This window comes from Maribacter sp. (genome assembly GCA_020629415.1).
GTDB classification, from domain to species: Bacteria; Bacteroidota; Bacteroidia; order Flavobacteriales; family Flavobacteriaceae; genus Maribacter; species Maribacter huludaoensis.
The window spans coordinates 1-22,094 of sequence record JAHDDL010000044.1 but is presented as its reverse complement, the minus strand read 5'-3'; the positions used below and the strand labels follow the sequence as shown (position 1 = coordinate 22,094).

Sequence of the window (22,094 nt, the reverse complement as noted above, 5' to 3'; positions counted from 1 at the left end):
ATTTAATTTTTTTAAAAATTGATATCAGTATTAACAAATTGGTTTTTCTAAAGAACGTATTGCTTACTACATTGCTACCTGTAACAACTGAAAATTGCTTGTTCGTTTCATTTATTATTTTGTTTTTAAAGGTGTTAGACCTATGTTCAAGAAATTTTTTAATAATAATTCATGATATTAGTATAATTTAAGATACAAGTGGTCTTTTAGTTTATAATAACAAAGAATGGGAAAACCATCGGTTTGCGAAGAAAGCGTTTACAACGAGATTTATAAAACCCATGCCAAAGATTTGCGCAATTACCTGTATTATAAGTTTGGGAATATGCAAAGGGCAGAAGATATTGTTCATGATTCATTTGTAAAATTATGGTCTAAGTGCAGTACGGTAGTTTATGAGAAAGTTACCGGTTTTTTATACAAAATATCTCGTAACTTAATGATAGACACTTTACGTACCAATAAGGTGGCCTTAAAATTTGAAAAAGGATTGGTGCAAGCGCATGATAATGAAGACCCTTATTTTACACTAAGGACTAAAGAGTTTCAAAAAAAATTGGAGTCGGTAATATCAGCTTTACCAGAAAAGCAACGCGAGGCTTTTTTAATGAATAGAATAGATAAACTTACGTACAAAGAAATAGCGGTTAGATTAGAAGTTAGTGAGACCGCTATTGAAAAACGTATTTCAAAGGCCTTGATAAAATTGAACAACATTGCGGAAATAAAAGATTTTTCTATTTAGGCGGTTGGTTAAATAGCTTTAAAAACGTATTGGTAATATGAGCAAGCATTTAGAAGATAATAACTTAATTGCCCGTTGGATGGATAATCGTTTAAGTAACGAGGAGAAAGAACAATTGAAAGATTCGGGTGAACTGGATGCGCTAAAGACCGTAATAGAGGAAATTGATGCTTGGAAGGTAAAACCATTTGATGTGGATAAGGGTTTGAACAGGTTGAAAGAAGCGAACAAGACAGTTGTTCCTATAAAAAATAACAACAAAAATTGGTTGCGTATAGCAGCAAGTATAGCGCTATTACTTTCCTGTGGTTTAGTCTGGTATTTTATGGCAAATCACGCCACAACCGTTGTTACCGAAATAGCGGAGAAAAAAACGATAGAATTGCCAACAGGCTCTTTGGTAGAACTAGATGCTGCGTCAAGCATAACCTATAATAAAAATGATTGGGAAAATAGCAGGATGCTTACCCTTTCTGGCCAAGCTTTTTTCAATGTTACCAGTGGTGCTCCTTTTGTAGTAAAAACCAATACGGCGCAAGTAACGGTTTTGGGCACGCAATTTAATATACGCACACAGAACAATGATTTTACGGTATTTTGCTATGAAGGTAAAATAGAAGTAACACATCTAGGCAGTTCAGAAATAATTACCAAGGGTCAAAGTGTAATGCTTACTGGTGGAAAACTTCAAAAATCAACACATAAATCTTCTGGTCCTGAATGGTTGAACGGTGTAAGTACCTATGATAAAACTCCCCTTAATTCTGTAATTACCGATATAAAAAGATATTACAATGTAGATGTTAATTTACCTGAAGAGTATAAATCATTACAGTTTACGGGTACGGTTGCACATAATGACTTAGCAAACTCATTAAGCGTTATTTTTACTACAATGGAAATTCCATATAGTCTTCAAGATGGTAATACCGTTATATTTGAATAGTATACGTAAAAACATAAAATGATAGTAAACAATAAGAACCGGAAAGCAGTTTTACAGTATCTTGTTCTTGTTGTCATAGGTTTATTTTGTCATAATGCTGTTAATGCCCAAATTCCATCTAAAATCAAACTGGTTGATCACCTAGAGCATTTAAAAAATACTTATTCGGTAGATTTCACCTATAACTACACGCTTTTGGAACAGGTACTGTTACCGTCAAATTTTGACTGTGACAATTTAACGGACTGTTTAAATGCGATACAAGAAGTAGCTCCCATAACCTTTACAGGGAATGGTATAAATTCTTATCTCATCGTTCCCGTAAGAAAGGATGTGTCATTTACCGTTGAAGATGTTGCAACCTCTGAATTGCTTGGTGATATTACGGTAAGGGTGAACAATGGCAAAGAGCGGTTTTTGTATCCCGTAAAATCCAATTTTACGATTAAGAATTTGTTCCCTCTAGATTCTGTCTACATCCGTTCCGCATTTTATAATACTGTGCATTTAACAGCGTCAGAACTGTTGGCGTTAAAGACACCTCTACGCCTAGCGCATGAAATGATTCATTTAAATGAAGTTCAAATTACCGATTACTTGACAAAGGGTGTCAACGCTAAAATTAGTGATAACACTTTTCAAATTAATATGAAGGCTTTGGGTTTGCTGGCGGGTGAAACTGATGGCGATGTTTTTAATGTAGTAAAGAATATTCCTGGTGTACATACGCCAAGCGGTAAGCCAGGTAGTTTAAATTTAAGAGGAAATACTTTTGACCAATCCTTAATTGAAATTGACGATATACCTATTTACCACAATGGTCATTTTTATGGAGCCATAGCACCCTATAATCCTACTACGGTTAGTAAAATTGAAATACAGAGAAATACCTTGGCTGCAAAATGGGGAGGTCGTGTTGGCGGACTCATACATATGACCACAAATAATACCGTGCCAGACTCCACCCTATATGAAGTTCAGGCAAATACCGTCTATGCAGGGGCAACTGCTCAAATACCTTTGGCAAAGGATAAATTGGCTTTAAATGTTGCCGCAAGGTCTAATTATCCCAGTATTAATTCTCCAAAATTAACCGCCTTTTCTAATCTTAATTTTCAGGGCAGTCGTTTAGAGGATGTTGCCGATAATGTCAATAGTGAATTTTTTAAAGTGGGATTTTATGATATCAATTCAAAACTCGTATATGATATTAATGAAAACCATAAGGCAACCATTAGTTATATCAGTATTCAAAACCTTTTGTCGGCAACTCTAGAAGATGCTGATGATAAGGATAATAAAGATTTTAGGGATTTGTCTCTAAATAACTGGGGTATGACCGTAAAGTGGGAAGGTACATTCTCAGAGAAGCTTAAAGCGCAGGCAAGGTTTAGCAAATCATCGCTATTTATAGATAATATAAGTGAAGGTTTTTCTGCATCAGAGCGTTCAAGTTTTGAAAAATACTCCAATACCATTGATGATACCAGGTTCATCAGCGATGTTCAATTGCAGCTAAATGAAAATACTGCGTTGGAAACCGGATATGCATTAACGGATTATAGTTTGAGGTTTGATGAAAGGAATGATGGAAATAGCGTAGACAATCGTAGAAATCAAGATGCATTAACGCATAGCATGTACGTATCGGTCAAAAAAAATTGGAGCGATAAAATAACTGCCAATTTTGGGATGCACACAGATTATTACGAACCTAATAAAAGATTCTATGCAGACCCTAGAATTTCAATGAATGTAAGAACAAGTGATGCATTATACATAAAAACTTCGGCAGGTAGATCACATCAATTCATTCAAAAAAAATTAAGGGATGATTTTGATGACTTTAATAATCAGACACAATTTTGGTTTTTACCTGATCAAACCACAGCTGTATTGGAGGGTTACCAAACTATGCTTGGAGCTTTGTACAACAAATCTGGCTGGTTGGTAGATTTGGAACTCTATATTAGGAATACCAATAATGTAACGTTACAGACCAATTCGGATAAGCTAGAAAAAGGTAAGCTAAAAAGTAAAGGGGGCGATCTTTTTGTAAAAAAACGTTGGAATAATTTTGAAGCACTCTTTAGTTATTCACTATGCGAAGTAAATACCGACTTTGGACAAACCTCACCTATTTATTTTGATCAGCGCCATATTTTACACGTAACAGGGTTATGGCATTTAGATCCTATAAACTTGGCTGTCACGTGGGGTTACTTTTCCGGTATGCCCGTAGTTGTTCCAGATTTTGAAACAAATGAAGGTTCTTCTCAGAACAATTTAGATATTGAATACACCAACAGGTTTCCCCATATGCATCAATTAGATGTATCTGCTACTTACGCATTTACGAATGCCAAGAAAAGTTGGAAAGGTATTGTAGGCCTTTCATTCGTTAATCTGTACGATCAGGATAATATTGTCAATATTTTTCAGAACGAACCACCGATTAATGACCCATACCGTAAAACCATAGCCTTTGCCCCTAACCTTCAATTAAGTGTACAGTTTTAAGTGCTTAATTAATATTGCAATTTCAATTTATACTTCCATTTTTTCCACGAACCAAAAATTAATTTCATTTATTTTTAAAATAAGGGTTGGGTAAAATCATAAGCTAAACGTATTAAGGAAAAGGCAAAAAAAATAGCCTGAAATAAACATTAACCTTAATACAAAAGATGTTATGCGTAATAATAGATTAAGATGGATAATTATAATCCTTACAGTGGTTTTGGTGCAATCTTGTGCAAAAGATGAATTGGATGTTTTAGAAATTAATGAGACAGGTACGGATGATGTTGAAACCGTAGAACAAGATTCCTTGACTGCTAGAAGACAAAACAATAGAAATAACGGTTTAAACCCTTCGGAAGAGACAGTGCAGCTTATAACCCAATGGAACGACTTGTGGTTGGTATTAGACCGTTACACTGACGGATTAAGACCTAATACTACCGCAAGAGCTTTGGCATATATTCACTTGGCCGGATATGAAACAGCGGTTTCGGATATGGAAGGTTATGGGTCAACCGGGAATCAATTACAAAGTTTTGATCTAGATCAAGATGATAGATCCGATAATGTGGATAGAAATTTGGCGTTGAACACTTGTTATGCACTGGTATTCGATCATTTTATGTTCAGTGTATCCAACAACGCAAAAGCCGGTATTGCCAACTTGGAAAATGAGATAGCACAAGAACTATATGAAAATTTATCTCAAGAAGAAATAGAAGATTCTGAGGAATGGGGAGCATTGGTGGCAGAAATGGTCATTGCCTATAGCCAAACGGATAATGAAGCAGAGACCCAACAATTAGATCCAAACCCCGGTTCTTATGTTGCACCAGTGGGCGAAGGTCTTTGGGAGGCATCTGAAGGAGAAAGCGCTTGGTTTCCTTACTGGAACAGGGTGAGGACTTTCGTTATTTCACCGCAACAGACTTCAAGTACGCCACCACCATTTGCACATAATGCAAATAGCAATAGTGGCTATTATAATGAAATGGATGAGGTAGAACGTACGGCAACTGCGGCCAGATTGGAAGATAATGAAGACTTATGGATTTCAGAATTCTGGTCAGATGATGTTGAGGGATTGATGATGAGCCCACCAGGAAGACAATTCTCAATAGCCAATCAGCTTATAGAACAAGAAGATTTAAACTACGGGCAAACGCTAGAGTTGTTGTTAAAATTAGGATTTGCCATGAATGATGCGGCAGTATCTGCCTGGGATGATAAATATACATACAATACAGAGCGTCCAAGTAGGTTTATTTTAGAATATATAAATGACGATTTTCAAACGAATCTAGCACGGTTTATTTCATCTCCAAATCCAGCTTTCCCAGCGTATCCATCAGGTCATGCAACTTTTGCAGCAGCGGCATCCGGAGTTTTTACGGAAATATTTGGTGGTGATGCAATTAATTTCACCGATAGAACCCATGCCGGTAGATCAGAATTTAATGGTGCACCTAGAAGGTTCAATTCTTTTACCGAAATGGCATTAGAAAATGGATATTCAAGAATACCCTTAGGTGTACACGTACAAGCAGATAGTAATGAAGGTCTACGTTTGGGATATGAAATTTCTACTGCAGTAAACAACTTTAACCTATCCCCCAATTTCTAGTGCTTAACCTTTGGTTTGTAGAAGTTTCGCCAGTAATGGCGAAGCTTTTGCAATATCATAATCCTATCTCTACTCTCCCCTTAATTAACTGGCCTATAAGATAAAAAGTTACTTTCTATTTTTTTATCCATTTTTTTTTAAAATCAATATAATATGAAAAAGAATTTTGTCACTTTTTGCATTATGGTAATTGCTTTATGTTCGTGTAGTAAAGATGAGTATATAGATATAACAGAAGAAGAACAATTACTGGTCAATGATGAGAATGATGATACGGTCGTTAATGATAATGATGAAATTGCTGATGACCTTGCCAATGATTCGTCAATTTTGACCTTACCGGACTCTCCGTTCAATTATGTCAATATCCTTATGCCAGAATTCTTTTTGAACAATGATGTTAGAAATGAGGATAACACTCCTAACAATAATGAAATTACAGATAACGGGGCAACTTTGGGCAGGGTATTATTTTATGACAAAAATCTGTCATTGAACAATACCGTTTCTTGCGCATCTTGCCATATTCAACAAAACGGATTTTCTGACCCTAATGCATTGAGTACCGGTTTTAATGGAGAATTAACTTCAAGAAATTCTATGGGGCTGGCCAATGCCAGATTTTATGAAAACGGTAGATTTTTTTGGGATGAAAGTGCGGAGACCTTAGAGGACCAAACCTTGGTGCCTATTCAGGATTTAGTGGAAATGGGGCTCACATTGGCAGAATTAGAAGCTAAATTGGCAGAACAAACATATTACGCGGCTTTATTTACGAATGCTTTTGGCGATGAGAATATTACAAGTAACAGAGTAGCTTTGGCCCTATCACAGTTTATACGATCAATGGTTTCATATGAATCTAAATTTGATGAAGGCTTGGCACAAGCACAGGATATAGAGGATAACTTTCCAAATTTTACAATATCTGAAAATAGAGGGAAGCAATTGTTTATGAGCAACCAGACAAGGTGTTTTGATTGCCATGCTACCAACGTATTTGTAGGTGACGATGCAAGAAATAATGGATTAGATGCCACTATAACGGATTTAGGCGTTGGCGGTATAACGGGTAATAACAATGAATTGGGGGAATTTAAAGTTCCATCTTTACGAAACATAGCCTTAACCGCTCCGTATATGCATGATGGCAGATTTGAAACCTTGGCGGAGGTAATTGAGCATTACAACAGTGGCGTTCAAGACAATCCTAATTTAGATAATAGATTGACCCAAGGTAACAACGTAAGGAGATTAAATTTATCTGATACCGACAAACAGGCCTTGGTAGATTTTTTAAATACATTAACGGATAATGAGTTTGTTAACGATGAAAAATATGCGAATCCGTTCTTAGAGTAAACAGACAAAAAAGTAATTAACTATGGCTTCAAAATTATAGGATAAGTGTTATTTCTTAATAAATTATTAATAATAGAGAATTAAAAATACCGTATTGCGCATTTGGTAAAAAACAAGCATAAATAAAATGTAAATTTTAATTAGAGTGTTAAATAAAAAGCACGCACGTAAGAACTTTTTCTAATAAAGTAACTTTGATAAACTAATTTGAAAGGTACAATTAAAATTCTGAGTGATACGTTTAAGTTTTACGTGTTAAAACATTGTATATGAGGTTGTTGCGTGTTTGTATTTTACCTTTTAAAAATTAGTTTTATTTAATTTTCAACTTATAATTCATTAATTATGAAACACTTGATCGCTGTTTGTACAGCAATTTTATTAAGCTCGGTTACTTACGGGCAATGGCAGGTATCCGCAAGTTCTGGCTATGCAATTGGTAGCGCAACTATGAAATTAGGAGAACGTATTAACGCATCTTCAACAGAAAACTCATATGGTAGTTATGGTGAAGGAACAAATTTTCAAATTAGAGGAACTTATTTCTTTGATGACTCTTTTGGTTTTGACCTTGGTCTTGGGTATTTGCATGGTACAGACCAGGATGTATCAATCGTTAATTTGCCAAATACGGAAGTTAATGCGGTAGCAAGGGCACGTGCTTTTGGAGCCTCTGCCTCTGTAGTTTATAAATTCACGAATAATATATATGGCCGTTTTGGTGCATTGATAAAATTAGGCGGAAAAACTGAAGGCGTTATCTATCAAAAATTAGTTTTTTCAGAGCAAGAAGCTGAAGCTTTAGGTGTACCTAACGGTTCTTATTCCGAAACAAACTACAAAGAAGATTTTCATGGTCATTTTCCACTAGGTTTTGTGGGTGCGCTTGGGTATAAATATGATCTAGATTCTAATTTTAGTGTTTTTGCCGAGGTTGAATATTACGGTATTAGTCTAAAGCGTAAAGATTCTGAAATCTCTGAATTCAATACCGATGTAAAATTACCTGATGGTACTGTAGCGGTTAATGGTTTTTATAGCATAGACAATTTGCCGGAGGGGATAAATAGGAACACTACATATGTAGATGAGTTATCCAATACAAATACGGATACTACTCAAGAACTATCTCAAAAAGTACCTTATTCTTCTTTTGGTCTAAATATTGGGATTACTTATAAATTTGCAAAAGCGAATAAGGAATAATCTTAAAACTTTGCAGAACGCTAACCCCTATTAAAATACGTTTTGATAGGGGTTTTTTATTACTTTTTATTTTAAGTGTAAGCCGTTTAATTGATCTTAAAAAAGATGTTTTACTAATGCTTTTTAATATTTGATTATATATCATGTCAAGTTTGTTATTCAAAAAAAATAGTAACTATTAACATGTTCAATTTTAAAAACGTATATTCAATTATTATGCATGCATAGTAAATAAAGTAAACAATAACGAAGATGACCAAGTACAAACATATTTTTGAACCTTTGGATTTAGGGTTTACGACCCTAAAAAACAGAATTCTAATGGGTTCAATGCATACCGGACTAGAAGAAGAAAAGAATGGTATAGAAAAAATTGCCGCATATTATGCTGAACGTGCTAAAGGCGGAGTTGGGTTAATTGTAACCGGTGGTATTTCTCCAAACATTCAAGGTTGGACAGGTCCTTTTTCTGCACGAATGAGTTCTGAGAAACATGCAAAACATCATAAGGTCATTACTGACGCCGTACATAAAGAAGGAGGTAAAATTTGTATGCAAATACTACACGCCGGTAGGTACGGGTATCACCCATTTGCGGTAGCACCGTCTGCAATAAAATCGCCTATCTCTCCCTTTAAACCTTTTAAGCTCAAAAAATCCGGAATCAACCGCACCATTCGCGATTTTGTGACATCTGCAAAACTTTCAAAACAAGCAGGTTATGATGGTGTGGAAATCATGGGTTCAGAAGGCTATTTAATCAATCAATTCATTGTTGAAAGAACAAATAAGCGCACAGATAATTATGGTGGCAGCTATGAAAATAGAATGCGTTTGCCTATAGAATTAGTAAAGCAAACACGTGAGGCCGTTGGTAAGGATTTTATTATTATTTACCGTCTATCAATGCTAGATTTGGTTGAAAATGGAAGCTCTTGGCAAGAGGTGGTCGCCTTGGGCAAGGAAATTGAGAAAGCAGGGGCTACCATTATTAATACCGGAATTGGCTGGCATGAAGCCCGTATACCAACCATTGCAACATCGGTACCTAGAGCCGCATTTACTTGGGTAACCAAAAAAATGAAAGAAGAGTTATCTATTCCGCTAATTACTTCTAACAGAATAAATATGCCCGAAACGGCCGAGCAGGTTTTAGCAGAGGGTCATGCGGATATGATTTCAATGGCAAGACCATTTTTAGCAGATCCAGAATGGCTAAATAAAGCAGAAGCTGACAAGGCAGATGAAATAAATACATGTATTGGCTGTAATCAAGCCTGTTTGGATCATGTTTTTCAACGTAAGGTCGCTAGTTGTTTGGTGAATCCGCGTGCATGCCATGAAACGGAGCTTAACTATACACCAACAGGGAAAAAGAAAAGAATAGCCGTTGTAGGTGCCGGTCCTGCAGGTTTAGCAGCCTCAACGGTAGCAGCGCAACGCGGTCATGAGGTAACCTTATTCGATTCCGAAAATGAAATAGGAGGTCAATTTAACCTTGCAAAACAAATTCCCGGTAAGGAAGAATTTTATGAAACTTTACGATACTTCACTAAACAGTTGGAAATACATAAGGTAGACCTTAAATTAAATACTAGGGTAAATGCAGAAGATTTTAAGGACGGCAATTTTGATGAAGTCGTTGTTGCTACCGGAATACGCCCTAGAACTCCCAAGATCAATGGTATAGAACATCCTAAAGTGCTTAGCTATATAGATGTATTGAAGTATAAAAAACCCGTAGGTAAACGTGTTGCCGTCATAGGTGCGGGCGGAATTGGTTTTGATGTTTCTGAATACTTGGCGCATGAAGGCAAAAGCACGGCTTTAAATATTGATGCATGGCTTAAAGAATGGGGAATTGATAAGACTTTGGAAGCACGTAGTGGCACAGAGAATATACAGCCGGAACCTCACCCATCTCCAAGGGAAATATTCATGTTTAAGCGTAGCAAAGGTAAATTTGGAGGCAATCTCGGCAAAACCACGGGGTGGATTCATAGATCCACCTTAAAAATGAAAAAAGTACAGTTCATCAATGAAGTACAATACACTAAAATAGATGATGAGGGATTGCACTATACCCAAAACAATGAGCAGAAAATACTGGCGGTAGATTCTGTTGTAATCTGTGCTGGGCAGTTACCATTTAAAGAACTATTAGAACCGCTGCAGGAAAAAGGTATAAAAGTACATGTAATTGGTGGTGCAGATGTTGCTGCAGAATTAGATGCCAAAAGAGCTATTAACCAGGCGTGTAGATTAGCTGCCAAAATTTAATACTGAGGTAATTTGTAAAGTCTTTATCTTAAGATGGATTAGTATTAAGGGGATAAAAGTTTGCCGTTGACGATTACGGTTTAAGCAATTATTAATTACTATTTAATCTTCTTAAAACAGTTCCGCTTAAGGAATTCAGCTCAATAGAACTTACCTCTTCCCCTACTTCATTTAAATACGGTATATCTAAATCTATTTGTACGGTTGTGGAATTACTGGCGTTTACCAGTACTAATGCACGAGAAAATTCTCTTTTGAAGAGTCCGTTTTCTAATTGCGAATAACTATCAACGGCTTCCCCAAAATTCCAATTGTATTCCTCTCGCCATGGTGATGGGGCACTATAGGCATCTGTAATTTCTTGTTCAGAGAAATAGGTGTTACCATCGTTAACCAGCCAGTAACTTGCAAAAGCATAGTAGAATCCTTGATTTTCAGAGATTGAAGTATGCGGTTGTACCAAGGTTATTTTATTTTCTGCCTAATTGCTAGCTACTTCGCTAATTTGAGGAACAAACCCCTCTGAATAATCAGATAGGTAATTTCCATTACCGAAAACAAGCCACCACTCATCTAAGGCACCATCTAAATGTTTTAAATAGCTTTCCCAAACACCAGGGTCTAATCTAGTATCCGTAATATTGGCAACACCTAGTTTGTTATCTTGTTTAAGTCTGGCATTAATGACTGTTAGCATAGCTTCATAAGCAGATTGAAAGGCTTCGTCAGTATCATAATTTGCAGGATAAACATTTTCATGGTAGGTATCTCTTTTATAAATAGCATTGTCCATTAATACGCCGTCCCAATTATTGGCAACCAGCTCGTTTCCCACTTGTTCTGCCCACAGTTGTTGGTACGCCGTGTTTCCAATATCCATTTGCCAATGATTTTCATAGCCCGTATATTCTAATCTATTACCATCTTCATCCTTTAAAAACCATTCAGGAAAATGGGTGTCGGCATAATGAAAGCCTACTCCTGTTGGTAAATATTCATTGTCAGTTCCATTGTCCACGGCATAACTTCTGGTAGAAGAAAGGTCTTTATAGACTAATGTTTTAATATCAGGATTAACGGATTTAAATTGCTGCACATAATCATGAAACCATGCATTCATTACAATTAAATCTCGTCTTGGTGCTTCCGTTTGTATCAAGGCATCGGGTATTTCTTCGTGATGTAGGTATAACCAAAACAATTTAGTTTGGTTGACGATAGTGTCGTTAAAGGTGTCGTCAAGTACGTTTGCTGTTTCGGTAATTTCAACCTCAGAAGAATCAATGTTTTCAGCTACTGCCTCATTTTCATCACTACTGCACCCTTGACAAATAAATAGGATAGATACCACAACTAATCTTATAATAAGCTTGTACATAAATCAATTTTAATATTAGGAAGATCTGGGAATCCGTAGTCAAATTATGGAAAATCATTGTGTTAACAACTATAATGCTAGTTGTATCCGTACATAATTAAAACCCAAAATTCCTACGCTATGCAAAAAATGATGACTTGCCTATGGCTATTTTCACTTAGTTGCACACTAATTGGCTGCTCTAACGAAGAGGCTATACTGACTGTTCAAAATAGTGAGGACACCCAAGTAGAGAGCATTGAGAATACCTCTGAAGAAGAGGAAGCACAAGAACCTACAACCGAAGAAAATACTATTTTGGTAGATGTGGCTACAGAGCTAATAGCAAATGATCTTACACCCCACCCTATGCAAGATATTGCTAAACCAAATTATTTGGAAACTATAGTGGACCCTTCATTTGGGACTATTATTAGACGGATCTCTAATGCCCGACCGGGCGGAGTCATTAAACCAATGTACAGCACTATACAAGCTTGGAACGCTGATGAGACTAGAATGATTTTATACGACCAAACGAACGGAGTGCATCAACTGTTAAACGGAATGACCTATGAGTTTATTCGAAATCTTGACGATGTGCGACCCGATGATCTAGAACAACTGTTTTGGGATTTTAATGACCCTGATATTTTATATTATTTGGATGCCGCTACTAATGAGTTTGTGAAGTATTTGGTGTCTACCGGTAATAAAGAAGTATTGGTAAACCTTAAAGAAATATCTAACTGCACCGGAAGTATTAGTATGGGCAATGATGTGCAGATGATGTCTTGGGATTCTGATGTCATCGGATTTAGATGCGATAATAGCGAAACGTTTTCTTATCGAATTTCTACGCAAGAATTAGTATCCTTCAATATTGATGATATTAATTATACTGCAGCAATGCCTGCGCCTAGCGGTAATCTGTTTTATCACAATGTATCATCATACGATGCAAGTGGTAATTTTAAAGCAAGACTAAACAAAAGTAAAATAGAACATTCCTGTCTAGGAAGAATGGTTGATGGTACAGATGCTGATTTTTCCGTAACCTTTGATGCCGGTCCTAATGGCGGATGCTTGGGTAATATAGTGGCGTTCAATTTAAATACAGGAGATTGCCTACCCGTAATTTCTGAAGATTTAGGATATGACTATCCAAAAACAGGTACACATATTTCTGCTGTTGCACATAAAAACCCGGGTTGGATAGCTGCTTCTATGATAGGCTTTGATGGCGATGGTCAATCTCTGTTAGATCAAGAACTGGTAGTTGCCCGTGTGGAGCCCGGCAATGTAAATGTGTACAGAATTGGTCACCATAGAGCGGATGAAGATGAATTTGATTATTGGGGAGAACCACATGCAGTAATTAGCCCCACTGGTACAAGAGTACTTTTTGGCTCAGATTGGAGCGGTAGCGAAGATGGCATTTCTGTAGAATCTTACGTGGTAGAATTGCCTTCGTTTAATTAGTGTGTTGTAACTGTAATGAATGTTTGCTGAAATTCTACATTTACTATAATAAGGTTGATAAAAAGGGAATTTCCGATAGATCAAAAAAGCAATATCTTTGAGTATAGAAATTAATTTAAAATTAAAGGTATTAAATGGCTACTGAATCCCATATATCCGTTAACGGACATACGCATGTACTCTATAAAACAAATGCACTATCTCAAGTAGAACTTGTGCAACAGAGCCTGGATTTTTATGAGCATTTAGACGAAAGAAGATCAGTACGGGAATATGCAGATACCCCTGTACCAAAAGAAGTAATTGAAACTCTTATAAAAACGGCATCTACGGCACCTTCTGGCGCACACAAACAACCATGGACTTTTTGCGCTGTTTCCAATGCTGCGTTAAAAACTAAAATTAGGGAAGCTGCCGAAGCAGAAGAAAAAGTAAGCTACGAAAGTAGAATGAGCGAACGTTGGAAAAAGGATTTGGAACCTATGGGGACAAATATGTACAAGCCTTTTTTAGAAATTGCACCTTGGCTAATTATCGTATTCAAAAAAGTGCACGATATAGGTGAGAATGGAGAAAAGGTTAACAATTATTACGTAAATGAATCTGTTGGTATAGCTTCAGGTATGTTGATTACGGCAATACATAATGCAGGACTGGTAACACTGACGCATACTCCAAGTCCTATGAACTTTCTGGCAAAACTCTTAAATCGTCCAAGTAATGAACGCGCATTTTTGTTACTACCGGTAGGGTACCCAAAGACACCAACCTATGTGCCAGATATTAAAAGAAAACCAATTGAGGCCATTTCCGAATTTTACGAGTAAAGCTTTAACTAGGGTACTATAGAAAGCTTATTTATAAAATTTTAATACTTTCTAAAACAGAAAGCTCTATGCCGCTATTTACTTGTATCACCCTCAGTTTTATTTTTTAATATGATGGATTGGGCAAGATGGTTCGCTAGTATTTTGTCAACCAATTCATCTTTTGTCAAGTGATGAAAAATAGTATGGACCTTAGTTTTTAATTCTTCCGATACTTCTCTGTTCGGTTTTGTTTTAAATATTTTCTTGGCCCATAATAAAGTGTTGTTCTCTTCAATACTTTTGGCGTCCGCTTTTTGATATTTAGAAAAAGAAATACCCAATTCTTTCTCAAAATCGAAAACTTCTGCAACCTCTTCTTTTTGTAAAATGGTCAAAGAAAGTCCCTTTGCCCCTGCTCTGGCCGTACGTCCACTTCTGTGCACGTAGGCATCATAGGTGTCTGGCAAATGATAATTTACTACGTAACCCAATTCTTTAACGTCTATACCTCTGGCAGCCAAATCGGTAGCCACAAGAATTTTAATGTGACCCTCTCTAAATTGCCCCATAATGCGATCTCTAATAGGTTGAGATAGACTACCGTGCAACGCTCCCGAAGAAAATTTATTTATCGCCAATTTTTTTGCCAGTTTGTTTACGGCGGCCTTGGTCTTACAAAATATGATTCCGCTTTGTCCCTCTTTTGAATTCAAAAAATGAGTTAATACATCTAGTTTTTCAATGGGCTCCACAACTACATATTTATGATCAATGCCTTTATGACCAAGAGTAGACATATCATCTTCAATATGCACCACATGTTTGGACATATAATTTTGCACCATTTGTTTAATGGCACCGGACATGGTTGCAGTGAATAGAAAAGTACGTCTAGCTTTAGGTATGCTAGCAATAATGGTATCTAAATCGACTTTTAATGCAGTTACCATTTCATCGGCCTCATCTAAAACCAAATACTTCAGTTTAGTAATATCTAAAGCTTCGCGTTTTACTAAATCAACTAATCTACCAGGTGTAGCGACAATAATTTGGGTAGGAGTTTTAAGTACCTCTATTTGAGGTTTAATGGGAATACCACCACACAAAGCAGCAATGGAAATATCAGGGTTATTTGAGGTATACGATATTAAGTTGGCATGAATCTGTTGTGCCAATTCTCTTGTTGGTGCTAAAATAACAGCTTGTACAGCTGTACTTTTGCTGTTTATCAATTGCAATAATGGTAGACCAAATGCAGCGGTTTTTCCAGTTCCTGTTTTTGCTAAGGCAACAAGGTCATCCTTTTTTTCCAAAATTATAGGAATGCATTTCTTCTGAATAGTGGTGGGTTCGGTTATCTGTAATTCATCTAGACTTTTTTGTAAATCCTTAGAAATTCCTAAATCTGAAAATTGGCTTGGCATAAAATAATTTTGAACAAAGATAGGTACACTTTTAGTAGCCAAGACTAATTACGCGTAAAGGTTGTTTATAAATTGTAGAATAACCTCAGGGTATATGTAGATGTGATGGAAAATAAAAAGCTTGCACCATTGAAGAAATGGTGCAAGCTTAATAATTTAAATGGTTTAAGGGTTATGATATCCCTGTAAGAGGATGTGTCTTATTTTTTAACATTTACAAAACCTCTCAATGGTACTAGCTCTTCCATTTTGGCAATGTTTAAACCTTGATTTTCAGCAGTGCCAAAATCACCAAGATCATTGATATCAACACCTTCCGTTCCACGAGGTAAATCATAAGACTCCCCAACAGATGCGGACCCATAGCCTAAATCTTTCATTGATCCAGCAGTAATTCTACTTAATGGATTCTCTCCTAGATTTAAGAAACCGGTCATTAACTCATTGTTTAGGGTAGATTCTCTCCAATGACCTAAAGCAGTACCAGGACCGCCCATGTTCTCAATAGGTAATTCGTTTGTACCACCTTCAGCATTCCAGAACACGTTGGCTTTTTTTCCTGTAAAATACGGGTTGCTATCAGGTCCTGCTCTAAGGGTTCTGTCAAAGCCAAAAGGAGCTGTGTTCCATAATGTACCAATACCTAAAACGTGGCCCATTTCATGAACAATTACTTCTTCAAATAAATCTATTTCCTCAAGAAAATCAAGATCATCCACATCAAAGAACATAACTCCGGTCAATGATAAGAAATCTTCAGTTCTAACAAATTGAGGACCTGCTTGGCCTAAAATTCCACCTGGTCCATCAATTGGCGCCAAGGCAACTTCAATTACCAAATCATCTATAGTTTCAATATCAGGAAAACCAGCGAAAGCAGAAGGAATAGGTCCGGCTACATCTGGTACATCTTTAATAATAATTCTTTCCCATCTTGCTGCCGCAGCTTCAAAAACTTCAACTTGTCTTTCGGTGGGTGGTAACAAATACTTTAAAGTAATATTATAACGGCCTTTGTTTGCATTACTTGATTTTGCGGATTGTATATTGGTAATCCCCAGATCATCAATAATTATAGGATTATCAGTAGGGGATTTTAAGGCAATTTCAAGCGTCTTAACTTCTTGCACAGTTTCAATTTCTGTATCTAATTTTTCCTCTGAACAAGATGTGAACATCAATGTGCTAAAGGCACATGTAATCGCTAAAAATTTACCGGTTTTAAAAGCATTTTTCATAAAATATATAGTGTTTAATGTTTTAAGTGTATTGTATTACAATTTAGGTAATAACATTATGTTAAATTTAACATAATCATTATAAATGTGCAATATTTAAATCAAAATTTCCACAAAATCCATCTCTCTATACCATTTTTATACCATTTGTCGCCTTGTAAAAACAAGAGGTCATTACTGCGTTCTACCCTGAACTCAATAGGTTGGTTATATATATATCCGTTTTTCCAAGCCATAAAACAGGCTATAAGTTTATCCATCTCCTCATCTTTTGTAAGATCCATATCCAATAGATATAAGTCTTTAACCAACGGCACTATTTCTTTTGGTGTATGAACATCATAGTGAATTAGAGGCGATAATCTTATAATGTGATCGTTCAAGTCTTTGCCCGTAGCCGCCTTTAAAAACATCATGGCAATGTAATTTGCAGTATCCGGTGGTTGATATAAGATAGTTTTTGCTTGGTGTAAAACAGTTTCTTTAAAAAAGTTAAGCTGCGGTTTCCATGTAGAAAATCGAAGTTTTTTTCTTCTAAATTGAAGGGCAATCTGTTTCCAGTTCCAAAAGTCTTTTTTAGCATCTTCTGACATTAACGAATTACTGGTGCCAAGAGAAATTACACGAATGGTCTTAAGGTCAACACCAAGCTTGTATGCTTCAATGATGCCGGCCAGTATGGGGTTATTGAATCCGCCTAAGGCTCCATCCCATAGCTCATAGAAAATATTGCTTCCCTGTGCTTTGAACCTTGCTGGAAAATCAAAATATTGAACCGGTGCATTTGAAGATGCATTTATGGCCTGTGTTAATCTTACGGAGTCGTCCGTGTCGGGGTTGTTTGAGAACGACTTGAAAAATTTAGCTCTATTGTTTAAGGCATCATACGTGGCGACTATAATTTTCAACGAATTTTTTCCAATATGTTTTGGCAGTTCATTCATTTGAATTTTATCTATTTGGGGAAATAAATGTTCAAATGCCTCTTTTTTGCGTTTGGTACTATATTTAGGTCCAAAACCGGCATTGAAAAGTCCCAGATAATCCACGGGAAAGTATCGATCTTTAAATCTGTTTTTATGAAAAATAGCTGCCCTGTTTTTCTCTTCTTTAAATAAAGAGATGGCCTTGTCAATAGTATAGTCTTCAGCTAAAGCAGCTAATACGATACTACCACCTGAATTGGCAATGACCAAGTCAAATTTGTTCAAAATCTGATGACCATTTATATTACCATATCTGTCCTTTAGCGTAAGTAATTGCATAATTGCCCAACTTCCGCCGCCATCTAAAGATAGAATTTTATACATGTGTTATGGAATACCTACTAAGGTTAGATGATGTAGTAAATGAAAAGGACGTGGGAACTACCTTTATTAGACATTTTAAAGTTAGTGAATTATCAGATAGAGCCATTATAGGATGTTCTTAGAATTTATGAGGTTATTATATTTTAATACAGTCAATTAAAGTTCTGTTAATAAAAGAGAATGAACGTTCATTTTTTATAATTTTGTATAAAGATTTTAATTCATGGCAGCACTTCAAAAAAGTATAGACAAACGCAACGCATTAATAAATGCAACTATAGAGCTTGTAAATAATGATGGCTTTCATGCAACGCCTATGAGCAAAATTGCTAAAATGGCCTGTGTTTCTCCTGCCACTATTTATCTCTATTTTGAAAACAAGCAAGATTTGGTAAACAAGACATATTTAGAGGTGAAGTCAAGTTATACTGCTTACGCTTTTGCTACTTATGATGAAACCATGTCGGTCAAAGAAGGCTTTGAAGTAATCTGGAAACGAATTGCTGAATTTAAACTGAAAGAAGATGCATACGCCATGTTCTTGGCCCAATGTGATAATACGCCCATGATAGATGAAGAAAGCAGACAAGAAGGGATAAGGCATTTACAACCCTTGTTAGATGTATGGAAAAGAGGAATTAAAGAAGGAGTCATAAAACCCATGTCAGATTATATGTTGTATGCCTATGCAATAAATCCGCTTTCCTTTTTAACCATTGCTCAAAATCGTGGTGCCTTAGTTTTGGACCACAAACAATTGGAACTAGCTTTTGAGGCAGCTTGGAGCAGTATAAAAGTATGCAAATAGAATGAAAAAGACGGCAATTATTTTAGGAGCTTCTGGTTTAACGGGTGGCTTGCTTTTAGAGAAACTTATTGTTGATGATAGATATGAAAGCATAAAGTTGTTTTCAAGGTCTAGCACAAAGGGTTTGCCCAATAAAGTGAAGCAGTATATAGGCGATCTTTTAGAATTGGAACAGTTTAAAAATGATTTTACCGGTGATGAAGTCTATTGTTGTATAGGTACCACCGCAAAAAAGACTCCGGATAAATCTTTGTACAGAGACATTGATTATGGTATACCTGTAGCCGCGGCAAAATTGGCAAAGGCTAATGGAATCAACACTTTTTTGGTTATTTCCGCAATGGGCGCAAATAAGAAAAGTAGTGTTTTCTATAACCGTACTAAAGGAGAAATGGAGCAAGAAGTTTTAAATCAGGCAATTCCGAAAACTTCCATTTTAAGACCTTCTTTAATAGGTGGGGAAAGAAACGAACAACGATTACTAGAAAAGATAGGTCTCGTAGTCTTTAAAGTAATTCAGCCCCTATTCATTGGTCCCTTAAAGAAATATAGAATAATTTATGCCGATAGTATTGCACAAGCAATGCTCAATTTGGCAAATGCCACGAGTAATACCGATGTTATAATTACATCGAATGATATAGAACAATTAGCAAAAACAACTTAATTAAAATTAGATAATGGAATTATTGGATAAATTGAATTGGAGATATGCAGCTAAAGCCATGAATGGTGAAGAAGTTGCTGAAGATAAAGTGGAACGCATATTAGAGGCGGCACGCTTGGCTCCTACTTCTAGTGGCTTACAGCCTTTTGAAATTATAGTGGTTAAAAATCAAGAAATAAAAGAACAGATTAGACCGGTAGCATGGAACCAATCTATGATTACAGATTGTTCTCACCTTTTGGTATTTGCCGCTTGGGACACGTATACGGAAGAACGAATTAACTATATGTTCGACCTTACCAATGAAATTCGTGGTTTTAAAAATGAAGGTTGGGAAAATTATAGAAAGATGTTGTTGGATTCATACCCACAAAAAAATGAAGAGGAGAATTTTAACCATGCGGCAAAGCAAGCTTATATTGCTTTTTCACAAGCCATTGCTGCGGCAGCTTTTGAAAAAGTAGATGCAACGCCTATTGAGGGTTTTGATCCTGCAGCTGTAGATAAAATATTGAGTCTTCGTGAAAAAGGATTAAGAAGTGCGGTATTATTGCCCTTAGGCTATAGGAATGAGAGTGAAGATTGGTTGGTGAACCTTGTAAAGGTGAGAAAACCAATGAAAGATTTGGTTACTGTTATAGAATAGTAAAGCCAATGAAAAATTAAAAATTAAAAGAGAAAGAAAATGAACAATTTTGAATTTAAGAATCCCACCAAAATAATTTTTGGAAAGGATACGATAAAAAAAATAGAAAGTGAAATACCCGCCAATGCTAAAGTACTTATGCTCTACGGTGGCGGAAGTATTAAGAAAAACGGCATATATGATCTGGTAACCAAGGCACTGTCCAATTTTGATGTTATTGAGTTTGGCGGAATTCCTGCCAATCCTGAATATGATACATTGATGAAGGCGTTGAAGGTTATTAAGGATGAAAATATATCTTACTTATTGGCAGTAGGCGGCGGTTCTGTAATTGACGGGACAAAATTCCTTTCTGCGGCAGCTGTTTATGAAGGTGACACCCCATGGGATATACTTACTAAAAATGTGAGAACCCAAAAAGGAATGCCATTTGGTACGGTTTTGACGTTACCGGCAACTGGTTCTGAAATGAATTCAGGAGCGGTGATCACAAGAGCGGAAACAAAGGAAAAATTAGCCATGGGCGGACCAGGATTGTTCCCAGAGTTTTCCGTACTTGACCCACAAGTGATCACATCTATTCCTGAACGTCAATTGGTAAACGGTATTACCGATGCGTTTACACATGTTTTGGAACAGTACATGACATATCCTATAGAAGCATCTTTACAAGATAGATTTGCAGAAAGTATTATGCAAACGTTGATCGAAGTAGCGCCAAAGGTTATAAGAGATCCTACCGATTATAAACCTGCGGCCGATTTTATGTGGAGCTGTACCATGGCCTTGAACGGATTAATTCAAAAAGGGGTACCTGGAGATTGGGCCGTACACATGATGGGGCATGAATTAACCGCGTTGTTCGGTATTGATCATGCACGTACATTGGCAATTGTGGCACCAAGTCATTACAAGTATAATTTTGAGGCCAAAAAGGAAAAATTGGCTCAATATGGCGAACGTGTATGGAATATAACCGAGGGAAGTGTTGATGACAAGGCTTATGCGGCTATTGAGAAAACCGAAGCTTTCTTTCAAGAATTGGGCATAGATACCAAATTGTCAGATTATACCAAAGAATACGAAGGTACTGCTGAAGAGATTGCTAAACGTTTTACAGACCGAGGTTGGAAATTAGGTGAGCGACAAGCTTTAATGCCAGAAGACGCTGAAAAAATCGTAAAAATGGCATATTAACATTAAGTTTGAATGTTGAAAAAGGGGGTGTCTTTAAAAAAGGCATCCCCTTTTTGTTTTAAAGGTGCAATACAAGGTTTTTAGGTTATGAACAAATAAGATAAAACCAATATCTTCGCGCGCATTATGTGGATGTACCTTGGACTTTTAGCGGCGTTATTTTTAGGATTACACAACTTATGCAAAAAACATGCTGTACAGGGCAATGAGGTTTTTCCTGTATTGTTGGGTACGATCTCGTCTGGGTTTTTATTGCTCCTGCCCTTTTATTTTGGCTCCTTGTTCTTCAAGGAATATATGGTGTCCATAGATTTTTATATAACCAATATTCCTCTTGAAACTCACGGATTTATTGCAATTAAATCAGCGATCATGGCAGCATCATGGGTGTTGGCCTACCAAGCATTAAAGCATTTGCCCATAACCATTGTTACGCCCATAAGATCTGCTGGGCCATTTTTTACTTTTAT

The 22,094-nt window shown here is 36.4% G+C and carries 16 protein-coding genes and 2 pseudogenes; 14 read left to right on the top strand and 4 right to left on the bottom strand.

Annotated features, from left to right (window positions below):
• Positions 1–226 precede the first annotated feature (226 nt).
• From QZ657_RS14750 to QZ657_RS14720, 7 genes are all read left to right on the top strand, one after another.
• Positions 227–745: an RNA polymerase sigma factor gene (locus QZ657_RS14750; protein ID WP_291961867.1), complete on the top strand. Its 519-nt coding sequence runs from the start codon at positions 227–229 to the stop codon at positions 743–745.
• A 37-nt stretch (positions 746–782) separates the two neighbouring features.
• The gene (locus tag QZ657_RS14745) at positions 783–1,691 is read left to right on the top strand and encodes a FecR family protein (protein WP_291967847.1); all 909 of its coding nucleotides are present in this window, start codon (positions 783–785) and stop codon (positions 1,689–1,691) included.
• Between the two features lie 18 nt (positions 1,692–1,709).
• Positions 1,710–4,211 (top strand): TonB-dependent receptor plug domain-containing protein, encoded by a 2,502-nt coding sequence (locus tag QZ657_RS14740; RefSeq protein WP_291967846.1) that lies wholly within the window; start codon positions 1,710–1,712, stop codon positions 4,209–4,211.
• A gap of 172 nt (positions 4,212–4,383) precedes the next feature.
• Complete coding sequence (locus tag QZ657_RS14735; RefSeq protein WP_291967845.1) at positions 4,384–5,838, top strand: vanadium-dependent haloperoxidase; 1,455 nt, start codon at positions 4,384–4,386, stop codon at positions 5,836–5,838.
• A gap of 153 nt (positions 5,839–5,991) precedes the next feature.
• The gene (locus tag QZ657_RS14730; protein WP_291967844.1) at positions 5,992–7,200 is read left to right on the top strand and encodes a cytochrome-c peroxidase; all 1,209 of its coding nucleotides are present in this window, start codon (positions 5,992–5,994) and stop codon (positions 7,198–7,200) included.
• Between the two features lie 345 nt (positions 7,201–7,545).
• Complete coding sequence (locus QZ657_RS14725; protein ID WP_291967843.1) at positions 7,546–8,406, top strand: outer membrane beta-barrel protein; 861 nt, start codon at positions 7,546–7,548, stop codon at positions 8,404–8,406.
• A gap of 252 nt (positions 8,407–8,658) precedes the next feature.
• Positions 8,659–10,686: an NADPH-dependent 2,4-dienoyl-CoA reductase gene (locus QZ657_RS14720; protein WP_291967842.1), complete on the top strand. Its 2,028-nt coding sequence runs from the start codon at positions 8,659–8,661 to the stop codon at positions 10,684–10,686.
• 91 nt (positions 10,687–10,777) lie between these two features.
• Here QZ657_RS14720 and QZ657_RS14715 read toward each other — a convergent pair.
• Positions 10,778–11,806, bottom strand: a pseudogene (locus QZ657_RS14715) (putative glycoside hydrolase).
• A gap of 378 nt (positions 11,807–12,184) precedes the next feature.
• Here QZ657_RS14715 and QZ657_RS14710 point away from each other — a divergent pair.
• The gene (locus tag QZ657_RS14710) at positions 12,185–13,525 is read left to right on the top strand and encodes a hypothetical protein (protein ID WP_291967841.1); all 1,341 of its coding nucleotides are present in this window, start codon (positions 12,185–12,187) and stop codon (positions 13,523–13,525) included.
• A gap of 134 nt (positions 13,526–13,659) precedes the next feature.
• Entirely contained in the window at positions 13,660–14,352 is a 693-nt protein-coding gene (locus tag QZ657_RS14705) for a nitroreductase family protein (RefSeq protein ID WP_291967840.1), read from the top strand.
• A 74-nt stretch (positions 14,353–14,426) separates the two neighbouring features.
• Here the strand turns inward: QZ657_RS14705 and QZ657_RS14700 are convergent, their stop codons facing one another.
• From QZ657_RS14700 to QZ657_RS14690, 3 genes are all read right to left on the bottom strand, one after another.
• Complete coding sequence (locus QZ657_RS14700) at positions 14,427–15,758, bottom strand: DEAD/DEAH box helicase (RefSeq protein WP_291967839.1); 1,332 nt, start codon at positions 15,756–15,758, stop codon at positions 14,427–14,429.
• A 200-nt stretch (positions 15,759–15,958) separates the two neighbouring features.
• A complete protein-coding gene (locus QZ657_RS14695; RefSeq protein WP_291967838.1) occupies positions 15,959–16,996 on the bottom strand; it encodes a leishmanolysin-related zinc metalloendopeptidase in 1,038 nt (345 codons plus the stop codon).
• Positions 16,997–17,097: 101 nt separating this feature from the next.
• Entirely contained in the window at positions 17,098–18,306 is a 1,209-nt protein-coding gene (locus tag QZ657_RS14690; protein WP_291967837.1) for a patatin-like phospholipase family protein, read from the bottom strand.
• 223 nt (positions 18,307–18,529) lie between these two features.
• On the opposite strand from QZ657_RS14690, the gene QZ657_RS14685 reads away from it, so the two are divergent.
• From QZ657_RS14685 to QZ657_RS14665, 5 genes and pseudogenes are all read left to right on the top strand, one after another.
• The gene (locus QZ657_RS14685) at positions 18,530–19,114 is read left to right on the top strand and encodes a TetR/AcrR family transcriptional regulator (protein ID WP_291967836.1); all 585 of its coding nucleotides are present in this window, start codon (positions 18,530–18,532) and stop codon (positions 19,112–19,114) included.
• Position 19,115: 1 nt separating this feature from the next.
• Entirely contained in the window at positions 19,116–19,781 is a 666-nt protein-coding gene (locus QZ657_RS14680) for an NAD(P)H-binding protein (protein ID WP_291967835.1), read from the top strand.
• Positions 19,782–19,794: 13 nt separating this feature from the next.
• Positions 19,795–20,427 (top strand): nitroreductase family protein, encoded by a 633-nt coding sequence (locus QZ657_RS14675; RefSeq protein WP_291967834.1) that lies wholly within the window; start codon positions 19,795–19,797, stop codon positions 20,425–20,427.
• A 39-nt stretch (positions 20,428–20,466) separates the two neighbouring features.
• The gene (locus tag QZ657_RS14670; protein WP_291967833.1) at positions 20,467–21,624 is read left to right on the top strand and encodes an iron-containing alcohol dehydrogenase; all 1,158 of its coding nucleotides are present in this window, start codon (positions 20,467–20,469) and stop codon (positions 21,622–21,624) included.
• Positions 21,625–21,750: 126 nt separating this feature from the next.
• A pseudogene (locus QZ657_RS14665) lies at positions 21,751–22,094 on the top strand (permease); the annotation flags it as partial.

Coding starts and splice junctions, on each gene's coding strand:
- QZ657_RS14730 (WP_291967844.1), top strand. CDS start 5,992: ATGAAAAAGAATTTTGTCACTTTTTGCATTATGGTAATTGCTTTATGT.
- QZ657_RS14670 (WP_291967833.1), top strand. CDS start 20,467: ATGAACAATTTTGAATTTAAGAATCCCACCAAAATAATTTTTGGAAAG.
- QZ657_RS14720 (WP_291967842.1), top strand. CDS start 8,659: ATGACCAAGTACAAACATATTTTTGAACCTTTGGATTTAGGGTTTACG.
- QZ657_RS14685 (WP_291967836.1), top strand. CDS start 18,530: ATGGCAGCACTTCAAAAAAGTATAGACAAACGCAACGCATTAATAAAT.
- QZ657_RS14675 (WP_291967834.1), top strand. CDS start 19,795: ATGGAATTATTGGATAAATTGAATTGGAGATATGCAGCTAAAGCCATG.
- QZ657_RS14705 (WP_291967840.1), top strand. CDS start 13,660: ATGGCTACTGAATCCCATATATCCGTTAACGGACATACGCATGTACTC.
- QZ657_RS14745 (WP_291967847.1), top strand. CDS start 783: ATGAGCAAGCATTTAGAAGATAATAACTTAATTGCCCGTTGGATGGAT.
- QZ657_RS14680 (WP_291967835.1), top strand. CDS start 19,116: ATGAAAAAGACGGCAATTATTTTAGGAGCTTCTGGTTTAACGGGTGGC.
- QZ657_RS14695 (WP_291967838.1), bottom strand. CDS start 16,996: ATGAAAAATGCTTTTAAAACCGGTAAATTTTTAGCGATTACATGTGCC.
- QZ657_RS14740 (WP_291967846.1), top strand. CDS start 1,710: ATGATAGTAAACAATAAGAACCGGAAAGCAGTTTTACAGTATCTTGTT.
- QZ657_RS14710 (WP_291967841.1), top strand. CDS start 12,185: ATGCAAAAAATGATGACTTGCCTATGGCTATTTTCACTTAGTTGCACA.
- QZ657_RS14700 (WP_291967839.1), bottom strand. CDS start 15,758: ATGCCAAGCCAATTTTCAGATTTAGGAATTTCTAAGGATTTACAAAAA.
- QZ657_RS14750 (WP_291961867.1), top strand. CDS start 227: ATGGGAAAACCATCGGTTTGCGAAGAAAGCGTTTACAACGAGATTTAT.
- QZ657_RS14735 (WP_291967845.1), top strand. CDS start 4,384: ATGCGTAATAATAGATTAAGATGGATAATTATAATCCTTACAGTGGTT.
- QZ657_RS14725 (WP_291967843.1), top strand. CDS start 7,546: ATGAAACACTTGATCGCTGTTTGTACAGCAATTTTATTAAGCTCGGTT.
- QZ657_RS14690 (WP_291967837.1), bottom strand. CDS start 18,306: ATGTATAAAATTCTATCTTTAGATGGCGGCGGAAGTTGGGCAATTATG.